The 23,414-nt window shown below is 65.8% G+C and carries 20 protein-coding genes and 2 tRNA genes; 16 read left to right on the top strand and 6 right to left on the bottom strand.

Annotation, left to right across the window (positions count from 1 at the left end; all coding sequences use genetic code 11):
- From QYS36_RS13685 to QYS36_RS13665, 5 genes are all read right to left on the bottom strand, one after another.
- Complete coding sequence (locus tag QYS36_RS13685; RefSeq protein ID WP_308840000.1) at positions 1-855, bottom strand: DMT family transporter; 855 nt, start codon at positions 853-855, stop codon at positions 1-3.
- Positions 856-1,137: 282 nt separating this feature from the next.
- Positions 1,138-2,607, bottom strand: coding sequence for a sodium:solute symporter family protein (locus tag QYS36_RS13680; protein ID WP_308839999.1), 1,470 nt, complete (start codon positions 2,605-2,607; stop codon positions 1,138-1,140).
- Positions 2,608-2,720: 113 nt separating this feature from the next.
- A complete protein-coding gene (locus tag QYS36_RS13675; protein ID WP_070886682.1) occupies positions 2,721-3,113 on the bottom strand; it encodes a RidA family protein in 393 nt (130 codons plus the stop codon).
- Between the two features lie 22 nt (positions 3,114-3,135).
- Positions 3,136-4,593, bottom strand: coding sequence for a D-aminoacylase (locus tag QYS36_RS13670; RefSeq protein ID WP_308839998.1), 1,458 nt, complete (start codon positions 4,591-4,593; stop codon positions 3,136-3,138).
- Positions 4,594-4,596: 3 nt separating this feature from the next.
- Positions 4,597-5,460, bottom strand: a complete 864-nt coding sequence (locus QYS36_RS13665; RefSeq protein ID WP_308839997.1) for a MurR/RpiR family transcriptional regulator — start codon at positions 5,458-5,460, stop codon at positions 4,597-4,599.
- Positions 5,461-5,633: 173 nt separating this feature from the next.
- Between QYS36_RS13665 and QYS36_RS13660 the strand changes: the two genes are divergently transcribed.
- The 3 genes from QYS36_RS13660 (at position 5,634) to QYS36_RS13650 (ending at position 9,015) form a co-directional block, all read left to right on the top strand.
- Positions 5,634-6,839: an amino acid deaminase gene (locus QYS36_RS13660; protein ID WP_308839996.1), complete on the top strand. Its 1,206-nt coding sequence runs from the start codon at positions 5,634-5,636 to the stop codon at positions 6,837-6,839.
- Between the two features lie 53 nt (positions 6,840-6,892).
- Positions 6,893-7,855: a sugar kinase gene (locus QYS36_RS13655; protein ID WP_308839995.1), complete on the top strand. Its 963-nt coding sequence runs from the start codon at positions 6,893-6,895 to the stop codon at positions 7,853-7,855.
- Positions 7,856-7,959: 104 nt separating this feature from the next.
- Positions 7,960-9,015: a nitronate monooxygenase gene (locus QYS36_RS13650; protein WP_308839994.1), complete on the top strand. Its 1,056-nt coding sequence runs from the start codon at positions 7,960-7,962 to the stop codon at positions 9,013-9,015.
- A gap of 72 nt (positions 9,016-9,087) precedes the next feature.
- Here QYS36_RS13650 and QYS36_RS13645 read toward each other — a convergent pair whose 3' ends face one another.
- Positions 9,088-9,357: a hypothetical protein gene (locus QYS36_RS13645; RefSeq protein ID WP_111463221.1), complete on the bottom strand. Its 270-nt coding sequence runs from the start codon at positions 9,355-9,357 to the stop codon at positions 9,088-9,090.
- A gap of 462 nt (positions 9,358-9,819) precedes the next feature.
- Between QYS36_RS13645 and QYS36_RS13640 the strand changes: the two genes are divergently transcribed.
- The 13 genes from QYS36_RS13640 to QYS36_RS13580 all read left to right on the top strand — a co-directional run bounded on the left by QYS36_RS13640 (position 9,820) and on the right by QYS36_RS13580 (position 23,396).
- Positions 9,820-11,040: an aspartate aminotransferase family protein gene (locus tag QYS36_RS13640; RefSeq protein ID WP_308839993.1), complete on the top strand. Its 1,221-nt coding sequence runs from the start codon at positions 9,820-9,822 to the stop codon at positions 11,038-11,040.
- 127 nt (positions 11,041-11,167) lie between these two features.
- The gene (aruF, locus tag QYS36_RS13635) at positions 11,168-12,184 is read left to right on the top strand and encodes an arginine/ornithine succinyltransferase subunit alpha (protein ID WP_308839992.1); all 1,017 of its coding nucleotides are present in this window, start codon (positions 11,168-11,170) and stop codon (positions 12,182-12,184) included.
- Positions 12,185-12,236: 52 nt separating this feature from the next.
- Positions 12,237-13,253 (top strand): arginine N-succinyltransferase, encoded by a 1,017-nt coding sequence (gene astA, locus QYS36_RS13630; protein ID WP_308839991.1) that lies wholly within the window; start codon positions 12,237-12,239, stop codon positions 13,251-13,253.
- Between the two features lie 133 nt (positions 13,254-13,386).
- Positions 13,387-14,841 (top strand): succinylglutamate-semialdehyde dehydrogenase, encoded by a 1,455-nt coding sequence (astD, locus tag QYS36_RS13625; RefSeq protein WP_308839990.1) that lies wholly within the window; start codon positions 13,387-13,389, stop codon positions 14,839-14,841.
- The gene (gene astB / locus QYS36_RS13620) at positions 14,838-16,199 is read left to right on the top strand and encodes an N-succinylarginine dihydrolase (RefSeq protein WP_308839989.1); all 1,362 of its coding nucleotides are present in this window, start codon (positions 14,838-14,840) and stop codon (positions 16,197-16,199) included. Before astD ends, astB begins: the two co-directional genes overlap by 4 nt.
- Positions 16,200-16,238: 39 nt before the next feature.
- A complete protein-coding gene (locus tag QYS36_RS13615; protein ID WP_308839988.1) occupies positions 16,239-16,523 on the top strand; it encodes a topoisomerase II in 285 nt (94 codons plus the stop codon).
- Between the two features lie 9 nt (positions 16,524-16,532).
- Complete coding sequence (gene astE / locus QYS36_RS13610) at positions 16,533-17,543, top strand: succinylglutamate desuccinylase (protein ID WP_308839987.1); 1,011 nt, start codon at positions 16,533-16,535, stop codon at positions 17,541-17,543.
- Positions 17,544-17,581: 38 nt separating this feature from the next.
- The gene (gene ltaE / locus QYS36_RS13605; protein WP_308839986.1) at positions 17,582-18,583 is read left to right on the top strand and encodes a low-specificity L-threonine aldolase; all 1,002 of its coding nucleotides are present in this window, start codon (positions 17,582-17,584) and stop codon (positions 18,581-18,583) included.
- Positions 18,584-18,756: 173 nt separating this feature from the next.
- Positions 18,757-21,381, top strand: coding sequence for an alanine--tRNA ligase (gene alaS, locus QYS36_RS13600; RefSeq protein WP_308839985.1), 2,625 nt, complete (start codon positions 18,757-18,759; stop codon positions 21,379-21,381).
- 111 nt (positions 21,382-21,492) lie between these two features.
- The gene (locus QYS36_RS13595; RefSeq protein ID WP_308839984.1) at positions 21,493-22,731 is read left to right on the top strand and encodes an aspartate kinase; all 1,239 of its coding nucleotides are present in this window, start codon (positions 21,493-21,495) and stop codon (positions 22,729-22,731) included.
- 179 nt (positions 22,732-22,910) lie between these two features.
- Positions 22,911-23,096, top strand: a complete 186-nt coding sequence (gene csrA / locus QYS36_RS13590) for a carbon storage regulator CsrA (protein WP_013792214.1) — start codon at positions 22,911-22,913, stop codon at positions 23,094-23,096.
- Positions 23,097-23,157: 61 nt separating this feature from the next.
- Positions 23,158-23,248, top strand: a tRNA-Ser gene (locus QYS36_RS13585).
- Positions 23,249-23,319: 71 nt separating this feature from the next.
- Positions 23,320-23,396: transfer RNA gene (locus QYS36_RS13580), tRNA-Arg, on the top strand.
- Positions 23,397-23,414: the final 18 nt, after the last annotated feature.

The raw sequence follows: 23,414 nt of genomic DNA, 5'->3' as shown, positions 1-23,414 counted from the left end.
CTAGCGCTTGCTCTGCAGCCCGGACCAGGCGACCGCGCCGAGAATCAGCAAACCGCCGAGCAGCATGCCGGCGGTCGGCACGGTGCCGAAGATAAGCCAGGCACCGGCGATGGCGTAGATCGGCTCCATGGTGATCACCACTGCCGCGGTGTGCGCGCGTACATGGCGCAGCGAGGCGATGAACAGGCTGTAGGCGAGGGCCGTACACAACACGCCGAGCGCCGCCAGCTGCCACCAGTCCCCGGTACTGATGGTCGGCACTTCCGGCAGGCACCAGAACAGCAGGGCCAGGCTGATGGCCAGGCATTGCCACCAGCAGGACACCAGGCCATCGACCCTGCCAGAGACATGCTTGTTGGCCACGGCAATCGCCGCATACACCGCGCCGGACAGCACGCCGTAGAGCAACCCGACGGTGGCGCCATCGCGCAGATCGAATGACGGGGTGATCAGCAGCAGCCCGATCGACACCAGCAGCAGAATCCAGCGATCGCTGCGCCCCAGGCGCTGGCCGAACACCACGCGTTCGATCAAGGCGGTGAAGGCGGGGAACGAGGCAAAGCCCAGGGTCGCCACGGCGACCCCGCCGGTTTGCACCGCCATGAAGAACAGCAGCCAGTGCGCGCCCAGCGTCACGCCGGTGGCCAGCAGCTTGGCCGCGGTGGGCGTGCTGACGCCGCGCCAGGGCCGCTTGCCCAGGCATAGGCAGAACAGGCTCAGCGCCAGCAGCGCGAAGGCTGAGCGGCCAAGCACGATCATGCTGGCGCTGACGTTGAGCGACTCGCCGAACAGGGCCGAGACGCCGACCAGCAGGGCGGCGCCGTGGAGTTGCAGGTGGGCGGTGCGAAGACTCATCGGGTAGAACGCCTGAAAATGTCGCGCAGGGCAGAGGCCGTTTGCGCCGCATGCTAAAGCGCGCGGGCCGGCAGGCCTCTAAGGTGCCGGTTGCCGCGCGCGCTGAAAAGCAGTTTTGATCCGCCACGCTGTCAGGAAACGACGCTTCGGCTCGACTTCAGCGCGTTGACTGCAAAAAAAGGCGGGAGCGGACGTTGGTGCATTACCACAATGAATCGCTGAGTGGTGGCTTCTGCGTTGTCGCAGCCTCTTTACGTCGTCTAAAGGATCGTCACCAGGTTCTCAGGAAACGATCTTCACCGGCGTTTCCATCGCCTGGCGCTCTTCGGTCACCCGGGCCAGCGCCTGCTCCTTGGTGATCTGGCAGCGTGGGGTGAGCAGCGACACCACCACGCCCGCCACCACGGCCGCGATAACCGCGGGAATGCTGGGGTTGCCCCAGTAGGCGCTCCAGCCGGCATGGCTGATGATCGCCAGCGAGGTGCTGGAGGCCGCGACCAGGGTGGCAATCGCGCCTTGCCAGTTGTAGCGGCCCCAGAACTTGCCGAGGATGGCGCAGACGAACATGCCGGCCATGACCGTGGCGATCATTTTGGTGATGTAGCTGATGATGTTGTCCGAGGTGAGGGCGAAGGCCAGCGCCATGCCGATGGTGAACAGCAGGGCGAAGCGCGAATAGCGCACCACGCGGTCGGCCGGCGGCGTATGGCCGGTGACCAGGATGTAGAGGTCGCGCATCATGATCGACACGCCGGCCAGGGCATCCGAGCTGGCGCTGGACATGGTCGCGGAAAGCCCGGCGATCATCACCAGCAAGCCCAGCCAGAGCGGCAACACCTGGGTGGCCAGGAATGGGAAGGCGTAATTGCTGTTTTCCAGATTCGGCGCCAGGGTGTGCGCGGCCATGCCGATGATCGCCGGAATGATGGAAAAGCCCAGGTACAGGATGCCGGTGAACACGAAGGAGCGGCGCACGCTGCCGACCGAGTCCGCCGAATAGATGCGCTGGCGAAAGGACGGCGTGGCCAGCACGCCGATGGCGACCACGGCGGCAAGGGAAATCGCCGGGATCAATCCCAGGCTGCTGATGCCCAGAAAACCGGTGGTGCTGATGTCCATGTTGTCGGCCAGGTGCTCGAAGCCACCGATCTCGATCAGCGCGAATACCGCCATGGCGATGAAGCCGATGAACAGCAGGATGGCCTGGATGGTGTCGGTCCACACCACGGCCAGGTAGCCGCCGATGACGCAGTACAGGCCGAAGCCGATGGCGACCACGAATTTCGCGGTGTTCAGGTCGATGTCGGTGATCCACGCCAGGTACATGCCGCCGCCGAGGATATGCGCGCCCAGCCAGCCGATGCTGGCGATGTAGATCAGCAGCGCCACCACGTTGCGCACCACCCGGCTGCCGCCCACGTAGTAGGCCAGCTCCTCGCTCATGGTCATGAAGCGCAACTTGCGCACCGAGGCGAACAGCACCGCCAGCAGCAGAATGCCGATGGCCCCGCCGATGCCGTACAGCGCGCCGGCCCAGCCGTTGTTGTAGCCGAAGCCCACCGCGCCCATGCTCGAGCCGGTGCCGACCATGGTCGCGACGGTGGTGCCGATGGTGAGAAACAGCGGAATGCTGCGCCCGCCGAGGAGAAAGTCATCGCCGCTGGAGCGGTGATTGCGCGACACCCACCAGCCCAGCGCGATCATGGCCAGGAGGTAGACGAAGAAACTGCCGAGAAAGATGTTGCTGTTCATACCTGACCTCAGATTGGAATGATTGTTGATCGAGGTGGCTGTCAGCGAGCCGGGCAACCTGGCGCCGGCTCGGTACTGCGGTGATGAAGGGTGCTGCTCTTCTGGCTAGGGGGTCAGGCGCGCGAGGCCTTGAAGCACTTCACGTCGACCTCGACCTTGCAGTCCACCACCAGGTCCTGGACGCTGCAGATGCGCGCCGGTGGGTGGTCGCCGAAGATCTCCTTGAATACCTTGTTGAACGAGCTGAAGTAGCGCGCATCGGTGAGCACGGTGGTCACGTGCACCACGTCTTCGACTCCGTAGCCGGCCTCGGCCATGATGTCGAGGCAGTTCTGGAAGGCCAGGCGCGATTGTTCGATGATGCCGCCTTCGACCACCTCGCCGTCCTTCATGGGCGTCTGGCCGGACACGTAGAGCCAGCCGCCGGCCTCCACCGCGCGTGAGAAGGGCAGCTTCTGCCCGCCGGTTCCGGTTCCGCCTTCGGCGCCATAACGTTTGATGCTCATGGGTTTTCTCCTTGGATCATGATCAGGATTGGGGGGATTGAGAGGGGCGTGTGAGCAGGCGGCCGGCGCGCGCTTCGAGCTGCCCGTGGCGGTAGGCCACTGCGCCGTTGACCACCACCAGTTCGATGCCCTGCGCCGCGGCGATGGGGTTGGCGAAGGTGGCGCGGTCGCGCACCTCGGCGAAGTCGAACAGCGTCAGGTCGGCAAAGGCGCCGACGCGCAGCTCGCCGCGGTCGAACAGGCCGAAGTTGCGGGCCGACAGCCCGGTCATCTTGTGAATGGCTGCGGGCAGGCTGAACAGGCCCAGGTCTCGGCAGAAATACCCGATCACCCGCGGAAACGCGCCCCACAGCCGGGGGTGCGGGTGGGGGTCGTTGGGCAGGCCGTCGGAGCCGACCATGCTCAGCGGGTGCTGCAGGATGCGCTGCATGTCGTCTTCGGCCATGTTGTGATACACCGCGCCGGCCGGCTGCAGGCGCCGCGCGGCATCGAGCAGCGAGACGCCCCAGCTGGCCGCGATGGCTTGCAGGGTCTGGCGGGCCATCTGCGGGTGTGGGTCGGACCAGGTGATGAATATCTCGAAGTCGTCGGTGACCTGGCCCAGGTCCAGGGTCGATGAACCGGCGGTGTAGGGGTAGCAGTCGCAGTGGCAGCTGTGCTGCCGCGCCGCCCGCTCGAGTTTTTCCAGGGCCAGGGGCGCCGTGCCCCAGTTGCCGACGCCGGCGCACTTGAGGTGGGAGATCACCAGTGGCGCCTGGCCATGGCGGGCGGTCGCCACGGCCTCGTCCATGGCGTCGAGCAGCCCGGCGAACTCGTCGCGAAGGTGGGTGGTATAGAGTCCGCCGGCTGCGCCGACCTCTTCGACCAGGGCGTGCATCTCCGCCGCGGGCGCGTGTCGCGCATTCATGTAGGCCAGCCCCGAGCTCAGGCCGATGGCACCCTCGGCCAGGGCCTGGCGCAGGGCGCTGCGCATCTGGCGGATTTCCTCGGTGCTGGCCGGGCGGTCGAAACTGTCCATCACAGTGGCGCGCAACGCGGTATGACCGACCAGTGCCGCGACGTTGACGCTCGGCTGCGCCGCGCTGACCGCTTCGGCGTAGGCGGCGAACGTCGGGTAGCGGAAATCCTCGAGGCGGCCCAGGAGATTCATGGGGTCTGGCACGCCGGGCCCGGGCAGGCGCACCGGCGAGGCGCTGATCCCGCAGTTGCCGACGATGACCGTGGTGATGCCCTGGGTGAGCTTGGGCAGCATCTGCGGCATGCGGATGACGTTGCTGTCGTCGTGGGTGTGCACGTCGATGAAGCCGGGAGACAGGCAGCGGCCGTGGCCCTCGATACAGGTGTCGGCTGACCAGTCGCGCAGGTCGCCGAGCGCGACGATGCGCTCGCCGCGTACGGCCAGGTCACCCTGGTAGGGCGCGGCGCCGGTGCCATCGATGAGCTGTACGTCGCGAATCAGCAGGTTGGCGTGCGGTGACATGCCTCAGTCTCCCAGCGGCTGGCGGTTGTCGCCGCCACGGTGGCTGTCGAGGGTCAGTTTCAGGCGCCGCAGTTTGTCGCGCGAGCGCTGCCGATGGCGCAGCGCCAGGCTCATGGCAAGCACGTCGATGGCCGCCAGCATGGCGTAGCGCGATGACGAGGGGTGATAGATGAAGTCGGTCTCCCGGGCGGCAATCGGCAGGATCACGTTGGCCTGCTGGGCCAGGGGTGAATCCGAGGCGGTCAGCGCCAGCACCTGGGCGTCGTAACTGCGGGCGATGCGCGCCGCGTCGACGATCTCCGGGGTGAAGCCGGTCACCGACAGCGCCACCACCACATCGCCGGGGTCGAGCGTGGCGGCGACCATGCGCGGCATCAGCGCCTGGGAGTACGAACTGACGGCATAACCCAGGCGCACCAGGCGGAATTGCATCTCCTGGGCGAGCACCACCGAGCCGCCACCGGCGCCGAAGATGACGATCTGCCGGGCGCCGTCGAGCAGGTCGAGGGCGCCCTCGATATCGGCGTTGGCGATCAGCTCGCGGTTGAGGTCGAGGGTCTGCTTGGCGATCTCGTACACCGCGCCGATGCCGTCTTCTTCGCTGGCCTCTTGAATGAAGCGGCGGCCCACGGCGAGCGATTGCGCGAGGCGCAGCTTGAGTTCGCGCACGTCCTGGCAGCCGATGGACTTGGCGAAGCGGGTGACGCTGGCATCGCTGACACCGGCACGGGCGGCGATGCTGGAGATGTTGGCGCTGGTCACGAAATCGATATCGTCGATGATCATGGCCGCGACCTTGCGCTCGGCTTCGCGCAGGGTCGGGTAGCGTTCGGTGATGCGCGACAGGATGTCGATTTCCAGATTCACTTCAGGGCTCCGAGGCAGACCCAGGGCACGGCCGGAACAGCCGCGCATGGCCTTTGTTAATTTCTAACTTAAAAAAATTATTTGTGATAGTTATTTTCCGTGATTCAATCCAGGTGACCCCGCAAGGCGCCGTTGCAGCCTTTCGCACCCCGAAAATCGAGAGGGATCCAGACATGAAACCTGCTGAGCTGAACAGCATGGAGAAGGCCGCGATCATCGGAACCGGGCGCGCCTTGCTGCGCGATGTCAGCCTGCCGGCCGCGGTGGTGTACCAGGCGCCACTGGCGCACAACATCGCCTGGATGCAAGCCTTCGCCGAGCGCCACGCTGCGCGGCTGGCGCCCCACGGCAAAACCACCATGACGCCGGCGCTGTTCCATCGCCAGCTCGCAGCCGGGGCCTGGGGCATTACCCTGGCCACCGCCACCCAGTGCGCGGCAGCGTTCGAGCACGGCGTGACGCGCCTGCTGATGGCCAACCAACTGGTCGGCGCGGCGAACATGGCAGTGGTGGCCGAGTTGATCGCCAGGGGTGCGGAATTCCACTGCGTGGTCGACAGCGTGGCCAATGTCCGCGCGCTGGATGAGTTCTTCGCCGCCCGCGGCGTGCGCCTGCAGGTGATGATCGAGCTGGGCGTCGAGGGTGGCCGTTGTGGCGTGCGCAACGATGACGAGCTGGAGGCGCTGCTGCTGGCGCTGGAGCAGTCGAGCGCCCTGGTGTTGTCCGGTATCGAGGGCTACGAGGGCATCATCGGCGGGCAGACGCCGATTGCCGATGTGCGGGCCTATGGCGCGCGCCTGGTTGACACCCTGATGCGCCTGAAACGCAGCCATGCCTTTACGGGCGACAAGCCGGTGGTCACCGCGTCCGGCTCGAAGTGGTTCGACCTGATCGCCGAAGCCTTCGACCGCGCCGATCTGCGTGGCCAGTACATCCCGTTGCTGCGCCCCGGCTGCTACGTGGTGCATGACCACAAGCTGTATGCCGGGGCGATGGAGGAGGTCAAGGCGCGGCATGCGGATCTCGAGGGCGAGTTGTTGCCCGCCCTGGAAGTGTTCGCCCATGTGCAGTCGCTGCCCGAGCCGGGCCTGGCCATCGTCGCGCTCGGCAAGCGCGACATCGGCTGCGACCCCGACTTGCCGATGCCCCAGCGCCTGTACCGAGACGGCCGGGCCGCGCAGGACGTGCGCGGCTGGGGCGTGCGCATGATCATGGACCAGCACCTGTTCCTGTCGGTGCCGGCCGGCGCCACCCTGGAGGTCGGCGACATTATTTCCTTCGGCACCTCGCACCCCTGTCTCACCTTCGACAAATGGCGGCAGGTGCTGCTGGTCGACGAGGCGTTGAACGTGGTGGAAGCGATGCCGACGTATTTCTGATTGTCCGGCAGATGGCCCATTCAACCCTGCTGCACGCCGATACGGGAGCTTCCATGTCGACCCCAACCAACCAGACATCGCCGATAACGGTCGGCCTGATCGGCGAGTGCATGGTCGAGCTGCAACGGCACGCTGACGGCGGCATGCGCCAAGGCTTCGGCGGCGATACGCTGAACACGGCGGTCTACCTCAGCCGCCTGTGCCGCGGCGAGGGCGTGACGGTCGACTACCTCACCGCCCTGGGTGACGACCCCATGAGCCAGGCGATGCGCGCACGCTGGCGTGACGAGGGCGTCGGGGATGGCCGCGTGCGCGTGCTGGCGGACCGGTTGCCGGGTCTGTACATGATCGAGACCGACGCCCAGGGCGAGCGGAATTTTCTCTATTGGCGGGGCGAATCCGCCGCCCTTCATTGCTTCGATGGCCCGGGCGCCGATGCGCTGCTGGCGGCTCTTGGCGACTATCACACGCTGTATCTCAGTGGCATCAGCCTGGCCATCCTCACCGTCGAGGGGCGTGAGCGTCTGCTGCAGGCCCTGGGCCAGGCGCGCAGCCGAGGTACGCGGATAATCTTCGACAACAACTACCGGCCGCGCCTGTGGCCCGGTGCGGCCGAGGCGCGAAAGCACTACGAAGCGCTGCTGGGCCTGGTGGACATTGCGCTGGTCACCTGGGAGGACGACGTCGCCGTGTTCGGGTTCGCCACGCCGGAGCAGCTCTTCGATCACTACGCTGGGCTCGGCGTGGGCGAGGTGGTGGTCAAGCGGGGTGCGCGCAGCTGCCTGCTGCAAAGCGCCGATGGCCGCGCCGAGGTGGCCCCCGAACCGGTCGAGCAGGTGGTCGACACCACGGCCGCCGGCGATTCCTTCAGCGCAGCCTACCTGGCCGCTCGCCTGGGTGGCGGCCAGCCCGAGGCGGCGGCACGCTGGGGGCACCGCCTGGCGGGCAGGGTGATCCAGCACCCGGGCGCACTGATCCCTGTGCAGGCGATGCCGAACATGCCGGCGCTCGGCTGACTGGCTGCATCGCCTGGTGCCAGGGCCGTCCGCGTCGTGGCCCTGGTGAGGCCAGTTGCGCTATCTTCCGGGGTCCCTGATTACGCTTCGTTGAGGATCGCCTTATGAGCTGCGCCGTTTTGGGTATCGACCTTCCGATCATCCAGGCACCCATGGCGGGCACCGCCACACCGGCTCTTGCCGCGGCGGTCAGCAATGCGGGCGGGCTGGGCTCGATTTCCATCGCTGCGGTGCAGGCCGAGGCCGGCCGGCAGATGATCCGGGAAACCCGCGCGGTCACCCGCAAACCCTTCAACATCAACGTGTTCTGCCACCGCCTGAGCGTTGCCGATAGCGACAAGCAGCAGGCCTGGCTGGCGCACCTGCAGCCTTATTTCGCCGAGTTTGGCGCCGCTGCGCCAGAGGCTATCCGTGATATCTACTGCAGTTTCCAGGAGGATGAAGGGCAGTTGCAGGTGCTCCTGGAAGAGCGCCCGCCCATCGTCAGCTTTCATCTGGGCCTGCCCCCGCAGGAGCGTATCGATGCCCTGAAGCAGGCCGGCATCACCCTGCTGGCCTCGGCCACGACTCTGGAGGAAGGGGTGTTGGCCCAGGAGGCGGGCATCGACATCGTCGTCGCCCAGGGCATCGAGGCCGGCGGCCACCGCGGCGTGTTCGAGCCGCAGCGTGGCGATCAGGGCATCGGCACCCTGGCCCTGGTGCGGGTGCTGGTCAAGCACCTGTCGTGCCCGGTGATTGCCGCTGGCGGCATCATGGACGGCGCCGGTATCGCCGCGGTCATGAACCTGGGCGCCTGCGCCGCGCAACTGGGTACTGCGTTCATTCTCTGCCCGGAGTCGGCCGCCAACCAGGCCTATCGGCGCATGCTGGGCAGCCAGCGGGCGCAGGTGACCCAGGTCACCTCGGTGATTTCCGGGCGCCCGGCGCGTGGCATCGTCAATCGGTTCATGGTTGAGGTGGGCGCCCCCGGCCACCCTGAGGTGCCGGGGTTTGGTATCGCCTACGATGCCGGCAAGCAGCTGATCGCCGCCGCCGGCAAGGCCGGCAACGCCGAATTCGCGGCCCATTGGGCCGGGCAGGGTGCGGCACTGGCGCGCGCGATGCCGGCGGCGGAGCTGGTGGGCGTGCTGCACCGCGAGTACCTGGCGGCTCGCGCCTGAGATGTTTTTCAGTCACGACTGAAGAGCGCGGGGGCCGACGCAGCCGTCGGCCCGGGTGAGAAGCCGCGTGGTTCAGGCCGAGTGCAGCTGCACTTCCTCGATGCTGTCGACGCGGCTGGGGGCTTCGACGCCGGTCAGTTCACTGATCAGCACCCATTGCTGATCCAGCTCGCGGCTCACCGCGCCGAGGCGGGTGATCATCTTCGAGGCGGCAGAGCGAACGCCGCTGTCGTCGCTGCGCAGCAGATCGAATGACAGGGCCGTCATGGCGGCAGTCATATGGGTGATGCTGCGCGAGGTGAGGGTGAGCAGTTCGGTCAGCTGTTGTTCTTTGGCGTTCATCTCATGCTTCCTTGTCTGGACGAGCTATGCACAGCATTGAAGGGAACCTGCGTCAGGCCATCAGATCCTTGATGGGCCGCCAGTACGACGCCGTTCACGATAGGGCGTCGCGCTGTGGTCAAAATGATATCACCGTCACGCCGGGGGCTGGCAATATGCCGCAGCCGGCTGAATGAAAATATTTTTCATGCCTGCCGCGCCCGTCGCTGGTCAGCGGGATCCCTTGCCGAGCCATTCATCGCGATGGGTACTGCCGATAAATGTTAGTCGACCCGTGCGCCGGAGCAGCCGCAACGTTTAAACTGCGCCTCGCCGGCCGACGGACGGGTCTCGTCAGGCCCCCGGCTGGCGACGGCACTGTAAGAAGTTGTCGCATGCCGGCAAGGCCGGCCCATGAGCACCCCCTACAATCTTTCGCATCGCAGGCCTGCCCGGTCTGCGTGTCTCGTCAGGAGAGTCCCGATGTCCGTTCCGCACGACCCGGTGCAACGCGCCGATTTCGACCAGGTGATGGTGCCCAGCTACGCGCCGGCTGCGTTCGTGCCGGTTCGCGGCGCCGGTTCGCGCGTCTGGGACCAGAGTGGTCGTGAGCTGATCGACTTCTCCGGCGGCATCGCCGTCAACGCCCTGGGCCATGCCCACCCGGCGCTGGTCAAGGCGCTGACCGAGCAGGCCGGCAAGCTGTGGCACGTTTCCAACGTGTTCACCAACGAGCCGGCGCTGCGCCTGGCCAAGAAGCTGGTGGATGCCACCTTTGCCGAGCGCGTGTTCCTCTGCAACTCGGGCGCCGAAGCCAACGAGGCCGCCTTCAAGCTGGCGCGTCGCGTGGCCCACGACCGTTTCGGTGCCGACAAGTACGAGATCATCGCGGCCACCAACAGCTTTCACGGCCGCACCCTGTTCACCGTCAGCGTTGGTGGCCAGCCGAAGTATTCCGATGGTTTCGGGCCGAAGATCCAGGGCATCACCCACGTGCCCTACAACGACCTCGAGGCCCTGAAGGCGGCGATCAGCGACAAGACCTGCGCGGTGGTCATCGAGCCGATCCAGGGCGAAGGTGGCGTGCTGCCGGCTGACCTGGCATACCTGCAGGGCGCGCGTGAGCTGTGCAACCAGCACAACGCGCTGCTGGTGTTCGACGAAGTGCAGAGCGGCGTCGGCCGCTCCGGTCATCTGTATGCCTACCAGCACTACGGCGTCACGCCGGACGTGCTGTCCAGCGCCAAGAGCCTGGGCGGCGGTTTCCCGATCGCCGCGATGCTGACCACCGAGGCGCTGGCCAGCCACCTGGCGGTCGGCACCCACGGCACCACCTATGGCGGCAACCCGCTGGGCTGCGCGGTCGCCGAGGCGCTGCTCGATGTGGTCAACACGCCTGAGGTGCTCGAAGGCGTCAAGGCCAAGCACCAGCGCTTCAAGTCGCGTTTGCTGCAGATCGGCGAGAAATACGCCGTGTTTTCCGGCGTGCGCGGCATGGGCCTGCTGATCGGTGCGGTGCTCTCCGATGCCTGGAAAGGCAAGGCGCGGGCGTTCTTCGATGCGGCGGCCGAGGAGAACCTGATGATCCTGCAGGCCGGCCCTGACGTGGTGCGCTTCGCCCCCAGCCTGGTGGTCGAGGATGCCGACATCGACGAAGGCCTGGATCGTTTCGAGCGTGCCGTGGCCAAGCTGGCGGGCGCCTGATCCCGGGCTCGGGCGGCTGGGCGCCGCCCGCTCAATTCGCTGCGTCGGCAGGTGCCGGCCAGCGCCATGGATGATGATTCTCGTTGCCAGGGCGGCCATGCCCCAGCCTTGCTGAAGGAGTGACCCCATGCTGGTTATGCGCCCTGCGCGAATGACCGACCTCGCCGAAGTGCAGCGCCTGGCCGCGGACAGCCCGGTGGGCGTGACCTCGTTGCCCGACAATGCCGAGCGGCTGCGCGACAAGATCGCCGCCTCGGAAGCGTCGTTCGCCGCCGAGGTCAGTTTCAACGGTGAGGAACGCTACTTCTTCGTGCTCGAAGACAGCGAGACCGGCCGCCTTTGCGGCTGCTCGGGCATCGTCGCCTCGGCCGGCTACTCCGAGCCGTTCTACAGCTTTCGCAACGAGACCTTCGTTCACAACTCCCGCGAGTTGAAGATCCACAACAAGATTCACGTGCTGTCGCTGTGTCACGACCTGACCGGCAACAGCCTGCTGACCAGCTTCTATGTCGAACGCGCGCTGGTCGACAGCGTCTGGGCGGAGCTCAATTCCCGCGCGCGCCTGCTGTTCGCCGCCTGCCACCCGGCGCGCTTCGCCGATGCCATGGTGGTGGAGATCGTCGGCGAGAGCGACGACGCCGGCGAGTCGCCGTTCTGGGATGCGGTCGGTCGGCATTTCTTCGGCATGAGCTACGCCGAGGCCGAGCGCCTGTGCGGGCTGCGCAGCCGCGCCTACCTGGCCGAGCTGATGCCCCACTACCCGATCTACGTGCCGCTGCTGCCAGATACCGCCCAGGAATCCATGGGCCTGGTGCATCCGCGTGCCCAGGTCTCGTTCGACATCCTGATGCGCGACGGCTTCGAAACCGACCACTACATCGACATCTTCGACGGCGGCCCGACCCTGCACGCGCGCACCTCGGGCATTCGCAGCATCGCCCAGAGCGCGGTGGTGCCGGTGATGCTCGGCGAAGCGGGCGAGGGCGGCCAGGCGTACCTGGTCAGCAACGAGCAACTGCAGGGCTTTCGCGCCGTGGTCGCCGAGCTGAACTGGGCACCCGGCCAGCCCGCGCTGCTCGACCCGCAGACCGCACAGATCCTCGGTGTTGCCGAAGGCGGCCAGGTAAGGCTGGTGGCGGTATGAGCCTGTCAGTGATGAACGCCAGCCGCCTGGCTCGCCATTTCCCGGAGGCAGCATGATCGTTCGCTCCGTACGTGCCGGTGACCTGCCGGCATTGATCGACCTGGCGCGCAGTACCGGCACCGGTCTGACCACCCTGCCGGCCAACGAGGCACGCCTGGCCTACCGGGTCGGCCGCGCCGAGAAGACCTTCGCCGGCGAAGCCGAGCGCGGCGACTGCGACTACATGTTCGTGCTCGAGGATGACGACGGTCGCGTGCTGGGCATCTCCGCCATCGCCGGTGGGGTTGGCTTGCGCGAGTCCTGGTACAACTATCGGGTCGGCCTGACCGTGTGCGCGTCCCAGGAGCTGGGCATCCATCGCCAGGTGCCGACGCTGTTCCTGGCCAATGACCTGACCGGCCATTCCGAGCTGTGCTCGTTGTTCCTGCATGCCGACCATCGCACTGGCCTGAACGGGCGCTTGTTGTCCAAGGCACGCTTGTTGTTCATCGCCGAATTTCGTGAGCAGTTTGGCGACAAGATCATCGCCGAGATGCGTGGCGTGTCCGATGAGCAGGGGCGCTCGCCGTTCTGGGAGTGCCTGGGCCGGCACTTCTTCCGCATGGAGTTTTCCCAGGCGGACTACCTCACTGGTGTCGGCAACAAGGCGTTCATCGCCGAGCTGATGCCGCGCTTTCCGCTCTACACCTGCTTTCTCTCCGAAGCGGCTCGCGAAGTGATCGGCCGGGTCCACCCGGATACCGAGCCGGCGCTGGCGATGCTCAAATCCGAGGGTTTCAGCTACCAGGGCTATGTCGACATCTTCGACGCGGGCCCGGCCATCGAAGCGGAAACCGCGAAGATCCGCGCGATTCGCGACAGCCAGCTGCTGGTGTTGGCCATCGGCACGCCGGGCGACGATGCGCCGGTGTACCTGGTGCACAACCGCAAGCAGGCGGATTGCCGGATCACCGCGGCCCGGGCGCGCATGGCCGCCGGTACCCTGGTGGTCGACCCGCTGACCGCCAGGCGTCTGCGCCTGAATGTCGGTGATCAGGTGCGGGCCGTGCCCCTGGCGGTAAAGGCCTGAGCAACTCATTGATGTGAGCAGGGGCGGTGCGCCGTCCCGAGCGGTAATGTCGGCAGAGAGCGGCAGCCGTTACAGGTAACGGGTCATCGCCCAGCGCTGGCCTGTGCAACCGTGAAGCCTGGAGTGATAGACCATGAGCACGCATTACATTGCAGGTCTCTGGCAGCTAGGACAGGGCGATGCCCTGGAGTCCCTCAACCCGGTCAGCCAGCAGGTACTCTGGACGGGCCGCGAAGCCGACGCGAGCCAGGTCGAGGCGGCCGTGCAGGCCGCCCGTGAGGCCTTTGCCGAGTGGGCCGCAGCGCCCCTGGGCGAGCGCATCGCCGTGCTCGAACGCTTCGCCGCGGTGCTGACGGCGCGGCAGGACGAGCTCGCCCGCACCATCGGCGAGGAGACCGGCAAACCGCTGTGGGAAGCCGCGACCGAGGTCGCCAGCATGATCGGCAAGGTGGCCATCTCGATCCGCAGCCATGCCGAACGTAGCGGCCAGCGCAGCGGCGCCCAGGGCAGCGTGTTGCGCCACAAACCCCATGGCGTGGTCGCCGTGTTCGGCCCGTACAACTTCCCGGGCCATCTGCCCAACGGGCATATCGTGCCAGCGCTGCTGGCCGGCAACACGGTGGTGTTCAAGCCCAGCGAGCAAACCCCGAAGGTCGCCGAGCTGACGCTCGCGTGCTGGATCGAGGCCGGGCTGCCGGCCGGCGTGCTGAACCTGCTGCAAGGCGGGCGGGAAACCGGTGCCGCGCTGGCGGCCCACCCGGGTATCGACGGCCTGTTCTTCACCGGTTCCAGCCGCACCGGCAACCTGCTGCATGCCCAGTTCGGCGGCCACCCGGAAACCATCCTGGCCCTGGAAATGGGCGGCAACAACGCGCTGATCGTCGATCGGCTGGTTGATATCGATGCGGCGGTGTATTGCATCATCCAGTCCGCGTTCCTCTCTGCCGGCCAGCGCTGCACCTGCGCACGGCGCCTGCTGGTACCGGAGGGCGAGTGGGGCGACGGCCTGCTGGCGCGGCTGGTCAGCGTGGCCGCCAGCCTCAAGGTTGGCACCTTCGATGCCGAGCCGGCACCGTTCATGGGCGCGGTGATCTCCCTGGACGCTGCCCAGCACCTGCTCAAGGTGCAGGAGCGGCTGATCGACAAGGGCGCGCGGCCGCTGCTGGACATGAGCCAGCCGCTCGCCGGTGCAGCGCTGCTGACGCCGGGGATCATCGACGTCAGTGCCGTGCAGCCGCGTGCCGATGAAGAAGTGTTCGGACCCTTGCTGCAGGTGATTCGCTACGCCGATTTCGACGCGGCCATCGTTGAGGCCAATGCCACCCGTTTCGGGCTGGCGGCCGGCTTGCTGTCCGATTCGCGCGAGCGCTACGAGCAGTTCTGGCTGCGCAGTCGTGCCGGCATCGTCAACTGGAACAAGCCGCTCACTGGTGCTGCCAGTGCCGCGCCGTTCGGCGGTGTCGGCGCCTCGGGCAATCATCGCCCCAGCGCCTACTACGCGGCGGATTACTGCGCCTATCCGGTTGCCTCGCTGGAAAGCGAGCAGCTGCTGTTGCCCGACAGCCTGGCTCCGGGAGTGAGCCTATGAGGCTTCCTGGCGCTCCAGCCTGTGAGCTGAATATCGATGGGTTGGTCGGCCCCACGCATAACTACGGCGGTTTGTCGTACGGCAACGTTGCCTCGCAGAACAACTGCCAGGTTGCCTCCAATCCGCGCGAGGCGGCGCGCCAGGGCCTGGCCAAGATGAAGGCGCTGATGGACATGGGCTTCGCCCAGGCAGTGCTCGCTCCTCAGGAACGGCCGGATGTGCAGGCGCTACGGGCCTGCGGCTTCTCCGGCAGCGATGCCCGGGTAATCGAGACGGCGGCGCGCGAGGCCATGCCGCTGCTGGTGGCCAGTTGCTCGGCCTCGAGCATGTGGACAGCCAATGCGGCGACCGTCAGCCCCAGCGCCGATACCGCCGACGGGCGCGTGCATTTCACCGCCGCCAACCTCAACTGCAAGTTTCACCGCTCCATCGAGCACCCCACCACCAGCCGGGTGCTGGCGGCGATGTTCGCTGACGAGCGCTATTTCGCCCACCACGGCGCCTTGCCGGCGGTCAGCCAGTTCGGCGACGAGGGCGCTGCCAACCACACCCGTTTCTGCCGCGACTATGGCGAGCGGGGCGTGGAGTTCTTCGTGTTCGGCCGCAGTGCCTTCGACCTGCGGCTGCCGGCGCCGCAGCGTTACCCGGCGCGCCAGACCCTGGAGGCGTCCCAGGCCGTGGCGCGGCTACATGGCCTCGCCGATGATGCCGTGGTATTCGCCCAGCAGAACCCGGCGGTGGTCGATCAGGGCGTGTTCCATAACGACGTGATCGCGGTGGGCAACGGCCAGGTGCTGTTTCACCACGAGGACGCCTTTCTCGACAGCGCACGGGTGATCGCTGAACTGGGCGACAAGCTGGCCCGCCTGGGCGGGCAACTGCAGCCGGTGTGCGTACCGCGCCAGGTGCTGGGCGTCGAGGACGCGGTGCGTTCCTACCTGTTCAACAGTCAGCTGTTGAGCCGCGCTGACGGGCGTATGCTGCTGGTGGTGCCGGAGGAGTGCCGCGGCAACCCGCGGGTCTGGGCCTACCTGCAGACCCTGTTGGGCAGCAACGGGCCGATCGCCGAGGTGCGCGCCTTCGACCTCAAGCAGAGCATGCAGAACGGCGGTGGCCCCGCCTGCCTGCGCTTGCGTGTAGCCTTGCAGGCAGAGGAACTGGCGGCGATGAATCCGGGGGTGATGATGACGCCCGCGCTGTATGAGCGACTGCTGCAGTGGGTCGACCGCCACTACCGCGACCGCCTCAGCGAGCAGGACCTGGCCGACCCACAACTGCTCGACGAATGCCGCACGGCGCTGGATGAGTTGACGACAATTCTCCAGCTCGGCGCGGTGTACCCCTTTCAACTCACTTGAAGCGGCTCACCTGCGAGCCACCAACCTACTGGAGTAACCATGAGCGACGCCCTGCAACTGATTCTCGAAGATGCCGACGGCACCCAGCTGGAAACCTCCTGCACCCGTTTTGCCGTAATCTGGCAGGGCAAGGAAGTGTGGATTCAGCAGGTCGGCAACGGCCAGCTGATGATCGGCGTGGATGTCGCCGAGGGCGACAGCGAATACGCCAATCTGCTGCTGCGCCCACTGGCCACCAACCTGGTCAGCCTGGAGCTGGAAATGGAGCCGGCTGACGACGGCGCCGACGACGATCACGTCCATGGCCCGGACTGCAATCACTGAGGTACGCCCATGCTCGCCCTCGGCAAACTGCTCGAACTGACCCTGGCTGGCCATGAGCCGGCTTCGAAGATCCAGTTGACGCCGCAGGGCACGCGCTTGCGCTGGCTGGCCGAGGGCGTGCTTGAGATCACCCCGGCCTGCGGGCGCGACAACGGCATGGACCTGCTGCTGTCGGCCGGTATCCATGGCAACGAGACCGCGCCGATCGAGTTGCTCGACCGCCTGCTGCAGCGCATCGCCCGCAACGAGCTGCAGCCCCATGCGCGGGCGCTGCTGCTGTTCGGCAATCCGGCGGCCATGCGCCGCGGTGAGCGTTTCGTCGAGCAGGACATCAACCGCCTGTTCAGCGGCCGTCATGAGCTGAGCAGCGGTGTCGAGGCGATGCGAGCCTGCGAGCTCGAGCATCTGGTTTCGTCGTTCTTCGTCGACCCTGGCCGCGAGCGCCTGCATTACGACCTGCACACCGCGATCCGCGCCTCACGCATCGAGCAGTTCGCCCTTTACCCCTGGGCCGAGGGGCGTCGCCAGTCGCGCCGCGAGTGCGCCCGCCTGCAGGCCGCCGGCATCGATGCGGTGCTGCTGCAAAGCAAGCCCTCGACCACCTTCAGTGCCTATACCTATGCCGAGCTGGGCGCCGAAGCGTTCACCCTGGAGCTGGGCAAGGCCAGGCCGTTCGGCCATAACGAACTGGTCAATCTGGACCTTCTCGAGTTGCGCCTGCAGGCACTCATCGAAGGCAACGAGCCGCCGATCGACGAGCAGGCCCTCGATCACCTCAAGCTGTTCGCCTTCGCCCGCGAGCTGATCAAGCACAGCGATGCCTTCACCCTGCACCTGCCGGCCGACGTGGAGAACTTCACCGAGTTGGCGCCCGGCTATCTGCTTGCCGAAGACCTGGCCAACAGCCGCTGGGTGGTGGAAGAGCAGGGCGCGCGCATCATCTTTCCCAATCCCAAGGTGCACAACGGCCAGCGGGCCGGCATTCTCATCGTGCCGGCCGAGGCTTCGCTACTGGCCTGAGCGCCGAAACCCCTTCCTTCGCATGCACAGGAGTGCCCATGCCCATCATCGATCTGCGTAGCGACACCGTGACCCAACCGACTGCCGGCATGCGCGAGGCGATGCTGGCCGCCGAGCTGGGCGATGACGTGTACGGCGAAGACCCGACCGTCAACCGCCTCGAACAGCGCCTGGCACAGGATCTGGGGTTCGCGGCCGCGCTGTTCGTACCCACCGGTACCATGAGCAACCTGCTCGGCCTGATGGCCCACTGCGAGCGCGGCGACGAGTACATCGTTGGCCAGCAGGCACACACCTACAAGTACGAAGGCGGCGGCGCGGCGGTGCTCGGTTCCATCCAGCCGCAACCGCTGGACATGGAGCAGGACGGCTCGCTGGATCTGGCCCGGGTCGAGGCGGCGATCAAGCAGGACGACTTCCATTTCGCCCGCACCCGCTTGCTGGCGCTGGAAAACACCATGCAGGGCAAGGTGCTGCCATTGGCGTATCTGGCCGAGGCCCGCGCCTTCACGCGCGACAAGGGCCTGGCGCTGCACCTGGACGGCGCACGGCTGTTCAACGCGTCGGTCAGGCTGGGCGTCGAGGCGCGGGAGATCACCCGGCATTTCGATTCGGTGTCCGTGTGCCTGTCCAAGGGCCTCGGCGCGCCAGTCGGTTCGGTGCTGTGCGGCAGCGAGGCGCTGATCGGCAAGGCCCGGCGCCTGCGCAAGATGGTCGGTGGCGGCATGCGCCAGGCCGGCGTGCTGGCAGCGGCCGGGTTGTATGCGCTGGACCATCAGGTCGAACGCCTGGTCGAGGATCACGCCAATGCCGACTCCCTGGCGGCCGGCCTGCGCGAGCTGGGCTATGCGGTGGAGCCGGTGCAGACCAACATGGTCTACGTGCAGGTCGGCGAGCGTGCGGCAGCGCTGCAGGCTTTTTGTGCCGAGCGCGGCATCCGCCTGAGCGCTGCCCCGCGCCTGCGCATGGTGACTCACCTGGGCGTCGACGCCAGCGCCATGGCCCAGGTGATCGAGGCCTTCGCCGCCTTCCGCGCCTGACGTAACCGCCGGGCAGCGCCAGGTACTGCCCTGGCCGCCGCGGCCCGGGGTTTTCCGGCCATCGCGCTGCCCACAAATAAATCAGCCCATGCCCTAGCCGCCGCGGACAAGCCCGATATAATGCGGGCTTTTGCCGGCTGTGCCGTGGCCGCCTGTTTTCCTGGAAAATGCCAATGAAAAGCGCAGAAATCCGTGAAGCTTTCCTGAGCTTCTTCGAAGAGAAGGGACACACCCGTGTCGCTTCCAGCTCCCTGATTCCGAACAACGACCCGACGTTGCTGTTCACCAACGCCGGCATGAACCAGTTCAAGGACTGCTTCCTGGGCCTGGAAAAGCGCGCCTACACCCGTGCCGCGACCAGCCAGAAGTGCGTGCGCGCCGGTGGCAAGCACAACGACCTGGAAAACGTCGGTTATACCGCGCGTCACCACACCTTTTTCGAAATGCTCGGCAACTTCAGCTTTGGCGACTATTTCAAGCGCGATGCCATCCACTTCGCCTGGGAATTCCTCACCGGCGACAAGTGGCTGAAACTGCCCAAGGACAAGCTCTGGGTCACCGTCTACGCCACCGATGACGAGGCCTACGACATCTGGAACAAGGAAGTCGGGGTGCCGGCCGAGCGGATGATCCGCATCGGCGACAACAAGGGCGCGCCTTACGCCTCCGACAACTTCTGGACCATGGGCGATACCGGCCCGTGCGGCCCGTGCACCGAGATCTTCTTCGACCACGGCGAGCACATCTGGGGCGGCCCACCGGGCTCGCCTGAAGAAGACGGCGACCGTTACATCGAGATCTGGAACAACGTGTTCATGCAGTTCAACCGCACCGCGGACGGCGTGCTGCACCCGCTGCCGGCGCCGAGTGTGGACACCGGCATGGGCCTGGAGCGCATCAGCGCGGTGCTGCAGCACGTCAACTCGAACTACGAGATCGACCTGTTCCAGAGCCTGCTCAACGCCAGCGCCCAGGCCATCGGCTGCGCCAACAACGGCGACGCCTCGCTGAAGGTGGTGGCCGACCACATCCGCTCCTGCAGCTTCCTGATCGCCGACGGCGTCACCCCGTCCAACGAAGGCCGTGGCTACGTGCTGCGCCGCATCATTCGCCGCGCCTGCCGCCACGGCAACAAGCTGGGCGCCAGGGGCAGCTTCTTCCACAAGATCGTCGCGGCCCTGGCCAGCGAGATGGGCGAAGCCTTCCCGGAACTCAAGCAGCAGCAGGCGCACATCGAGCGCGTGCTGAAGACCGAGGAAGAGCAGTTCGCCAAGACTCTGGAGCAGGGCCTGAAGATCCTCGAGCAGGATCTGGCCGAGCTCAGCGGCACGGTGATTCCGGGTGAAGTGATCTTCAAGCTGTACGACACCTACGGCTTCCCGATGGACCTGACCGGCGACATCGCCCGTGAGCGCGAGCTGACCCTCGACGAAGCCGGCTTCGAACGCGAGATGGAAGCCCAGCGCGTCCGTGCCCGTTCCGCCAGTTCCTTCGGTGTGGACTACAACAACCTGGTCAAGGTCGATGCCGATACCCGGTTCCTCGGCTACGGCGCTACCGTGGCCAGTGGCGAGCTGCTGGTGCTGCTGCGCGACGGCCAGTCCGTCGATATCCTGAACGAGGGCGAGGAGGGCGTGGTGGTTCTCGACCAGACGCCGTTCTACGCCGAATCCGGCGGCCAGATCGGTGACTGTGGCTTCCTCGAAGGCCCGGGCGTGCGTTTCGACGTGCGCGATACCACCAAGGTCGGCGGCGCCTGGTTGCACCACGGTGTGGTCAGCAAGGGCAGCCTGAGCGTCGGCGCCACCATCAACGCCGAAGTGGATGCCTCGGTCCGTACCGCCACTGGCCTCAACCACTCGGCCACCCACCTGCTGCACGCCGCGCTGCGCCAGGTACTCGGCGAGCACGTGCAGCAGAAGGGCTCGCTGGTCGACAGCCAGCGCCTGCGTTTCGACTTCAGCCACTTCGAGGCGATCAAGCCCGAGCAAATCAAAGAACTGGAAGAGATCGTCAACCGCGAAGTGCGCCGCAATACGCCGGTGCAGACCGAGGAGATGGACATCGAAAGCGCCAAGGCCAAGGGCGCCATGGCGCTGTTCGGCGAGAAGTACGGCGACAGCGTGCGCGTGCTGACCATGGGCGACGGCTTCTCGGTCGAGCTGTGCGGTGGCATTCACGCCAACCGCACCGGCGACATCGGGGTGTTCAAGATCGTCAGCGAAGGTGGTGTGGCAGCCGGCGTGCGGCGCATCGAAGCGGTTACCGGTGCAGCGGCCTTCGCTTACCTGAACGGTGCGGAAGAGCAGCTCAAGGAAGCGGCCTCGCTGGTCAAGGGCAGCCGCGACAACCTGCTCGACAAACTCTCGGCGGTGCTCGATCGCAATCGCCAGCTGGAAAAGGAACTGGAGCAGCTCAAGGCCAAGGCCGCCAGCGCGGCGGGCAGCGACCTGGCCGGCTCGGCGGTGGAGGTCAAGGGCGTGAAGACGCTCGGTGCGCGCATCGATGGCCTGGATGGCAAAGGCCTGCTGGCACTGGTCGATCAACTGAAGAACAAGCTCGGCAGTGCGGTGATCCTGCTCGGCGGCGTGCAGGACGACAAGGTCGTGCTGGTCGCCGGCGTGACCCAGGATCTGACCGCCAAGCTGAAGGCTGGCGACCTGATGAAGCAGGCCGCTGCAGCCGTCGGCGGCAAGGGCGGCGGCCGTCCGGACATGGCCCAGGGCGGTGGGGTCGATGCGGCCGCACTGGATGGTGCTCTGGCGCTGATCGTCCCGTTCGTCGAGCAGGGCCTCTGAGGCCCGTAACTCAAGCGTGACCACGCTGCTCGCCATGCCCGGCGAGCGGCGCGGTGGTGTGCGGTGTTGTCTGTTTAATGGGCGCCCTTCACGGGCTGAGGCAGCTTTGAAATGGCTTTGATCGTACAGAAATTCGGCGGTACTTCCGTCGGCACCGTCGAGCGAATCGCACAGGTCGCCGAGAAGGTGAAGAAATTCCGCGAAAAGGGTGACGACATCGTCGTCGTGGTATCCGCCATGAGCGGCGAAACCAATCGCCTTATCGACCTGGCCAAGCAGATCAGCGATGACCAGCCGATAGCCCGCGAGCTCGACGTGATGGTGTCCACCGGTGAGCAGGTGACCATCGCGCTGCTGGCCATGGCGCTGATCAAGCGTGGCGTGCCGGCGGTGTCCTACACCGGCAGCCAGGTGCGCATCCTGACCGACAGCTCGCACACCAAGGCGCGCATTCTGAGCATCGATGACAGCAACATTCGCGCCGACCTCAAGGCCGGCCGTGTGGTGGTCGTTGCCGGCTTCCAGGGCGTCGACGAGCACGGCAATATCACCACCCTTGGGCGTGGCGGCTCGGACACCACCGGCGTGGCGCTGGCCGCTGCGCTGAAGGCTGACGAGTGCCAGATCTACACCGATGTAGATGGCGTTTACACCACTGATCCGCGTGTGGTGCCCAAGGCCCAGCGTCTGGAGAAGATCACCTTCGAAGAAATGCTGGAAATGGCCAGCCTGGGCTCCAAGGTGCTGCAAATCCGCTCGGTGGAGTTCGCCGGCAAGTACAACGTCCCGCTGCGCGTTCTGCACAGCTTCCAGGAGGGTCCGGGCACCCTCATTACCCTTGATGAAGAGGAATCCATGGAACAGCCGATCATCTCCGGCATCGCCTTCAATCGCGACGAAGCCAAGCTGACCATCCGTGGCGTACCTGATCTGCCGGGCGTTGCGTTCAAGATCCTCGGCCCGATCAGCTCCGCCAATATCGAAGTGGACATGATCGTGCAGAACGTTGCGCACGATAACACCACCGACTTCACCTTCACCGTGCACCGCAACGACTACCAGAGCGCTCAGCAGGTGCTCGAAGCCACCGCGCGCGAACTCGGCGCCCGGGAAGTGGTCGGAGACGTGAACATTGCGAAAGTGTCTATCGTCGGTGTTGGTATGCGCTCTCATGCGGGTGTTGCTAGTCGCATGTTCGAAGCGTTGGCCAAGGAGAACATCAATATTCAGATGATCTCCACTTCCGAGATCAAGGTCTCGGTTGTCATCGAAGAGAAATATCTGGAATTGGCAGTGCGCGCGCTGCACACTGCGTTCGAACTTGATGCCCCGGCCCGTCAGGGCGATTGAGGCATCCTGCAAAAGGCGCGGTGACCCGCGCCTTTTGTTGTTTTGGTTGGTGTTGGTGGAACTTTCCTTCCGTCCGTGCTGGTCAATACTTGGGTGCTGGCCTGTTGCTGTCGCGTCCGGCCGGCGCTTTTCACGTTTGCAGACTTGTTGTCCGAAATTGAATCCGTAAGGAGAAAGGAATGCTGATTCTGACTCGCCGGGTCGGAGAGACCCTGATGGTGGGTGACGAAGTCACTGTCACCGTATTGGGTGTTAAAGGTAATCAGGTGCGGATTGGCGTCAACGCGCCGAAGGAAGTCGCCGTTCACCGCGAAGAGATTTACCAGCGCATCCAAAAAGAGAAGGGCGAAGAACCAAACCATTAATTTTTCTCAAAATTTTGGTTTGCAAACGGGGAAAACATGTTTATCATGCGCCCCGTGTTGCGGAGAGGTGGCCGAGTGGCCGAAGGCGCTCCCCTGCTAAGGGAGTACACCTCAAAAGGGTGTCGGGGGTTCGAATCCCCCCTTCTCCGCCATTATTTGGCAGGTTTGGCTTCAAGCCAGGCTAGCGAAAAACCAGCGGTGATCTGGTCTAAAAACACCAAACGGACTCATAGCTCAGCTGGATAGAGTACTCGGCTACGAACCGAGCGGTCGGAGGTTCGAATCCTCCTGAGTCCGCCATATTGAATGGCTTGCAGC

The organism is Pseudomonas sp. G34 (assembly GCF_031119625.1).
Taxonomy (GTDB): Bacteria; Pseudomonadota; Gammaproteobacteria; order Pseudomonadales; family Pseudomonadaceae; genus Aquipseudomonas.
The sequence above is the reverse complement of the archived record's forward strand: the minus strand, read 5'-3'. Positions and strand labels throughout refer to the sequence as shown.

Bases quoted from the DNA above. Each gene is read 5' to 3' on its own strand.
- QYS36_RS13685 (WP_308840000.1), bottom strand. From the start codon at position 855: ATGAGTCTTCGCACCGCCCACCTGCAACTCCACGGCGCCGCCCTGCTG.
- QYS36_RS13680 (WP_308839999.1), bottom strand. From the start codon at position 2,607: ATGAACAGCAACATCTTTCTCGGCAGTTTCTTCGTCTACCTCCTGGCC.
- QYS36_RS13675 (WP_070886682.1), bottom strand. From the start codon at position 3,113: ATGAGCATCAAACGTTATGGCGCCGAAGGCGGAACCGGAACCGGCGGG.
- QYS36_RS13670 (WP_308839998.1), bottom strand. From the start codon at position 4,593: ATGTCACCGCACGCCAACCTGCTGATTCGCGACGTACAGCTCATCGAT.
- QYS36_RS13660 (WP_308839996.1), top strand. From the start codon at position 5,634: ATGAAACCTGCTGAGCTGAACAGCATGGAGAAGGCCGCGATCATCGGA.
- QYS36_RS13655 (WP_308839995.1), top strand. From the start codon at position 6,893: ATGTCGACCCCAACCAACCAGACATCGCCGATAACGGTCGGCCTGATC.
- QYS36_RS13650 (WP_308839994.1), top strand. From the start codon at position 7,960: ATGAGCTGCGCCGTTTTGGGTATCGACCTTCCGATCATCCAGGCACCC.
- QYS36_RS13645 (WP_111463221.1), bottom strand. From the start codon at position 9,357: ATGAACGCCAAAGAACAACAGCTGACCGAACTGCTCACCCTCACCTCG.
- QYS36_RS13640 (WP_308839993.1), top strand. From the start codon at position 9,820: ATGTCCGTTCCGCACGACCCGGTGCAACGCGCCGATTTCGACCAGGTG.
- aruF (WP_308839992.1), top strand. From the start codon at position 11,168: ATGCTGGTTATGCGCCCTGCGCGAATGACCGACCTCGCCGAAGTGCAG.
- astA (WP_308839991.1), top strand. From the start codon at position 12,237: ATGATCGTTCGCTCCGTACGTGCCGGTGACCTGCCGGCATTGATCGAC.
- astD (WP_308839990.1), top strand. From the start codon at position 13,387: ATGAGCACGCATTACATTGCAGGTCTCTGGCAGCTAGGACAGGGCGAT.
- astB (WP_308839989.1), top strand. From the start codon at position 14,838: ATGAGGCTTCCTGGCGCTCCAGCCTGTGAGCTGAATATCGATGGGTTG.
- QYS36_RS13615 (WP_308839988.1), top strand. From the start codon at position 16,239: ATGAGCGACGCCCTGCAACTGATTCTCGAAGATGCCGACGGCACCCAG.
- astE (WP_308839987.1), top strand. From the start codon at position 16,533: ATGCTCGCCCTCGGCAAACTGCTCGAACTGACCCTGGCTGGCCATGAG.
- ltaE (WP_308839986.1), top strand. From the start codon at position 17,582: ATGCCCATCATCGATCTGCGTAGCGACACCGTGACCCAACCGACTGCC.
- alaS (WP_308839985.1), top strand. From the start codon at position 18,757: ATGAAAAGCGCAGAAATCCGTGAAGCTTTCCTGAGCTTCTTCGAAGAG.
- QYS36_RS13595 (WP_308839984.1), top strand. From the start codon at position 21,493: ATGGCTTTGATCGTACAGAAATTCGGCGGTACTTCCGTCGGCACCGTC.
- csrA (WP_013792214.1), top strand. From the start codon at position 22,911: ATGCTGATTCTGACTCGCCGGGTCGGAGAGACCCTGATGGTGGGTGAC.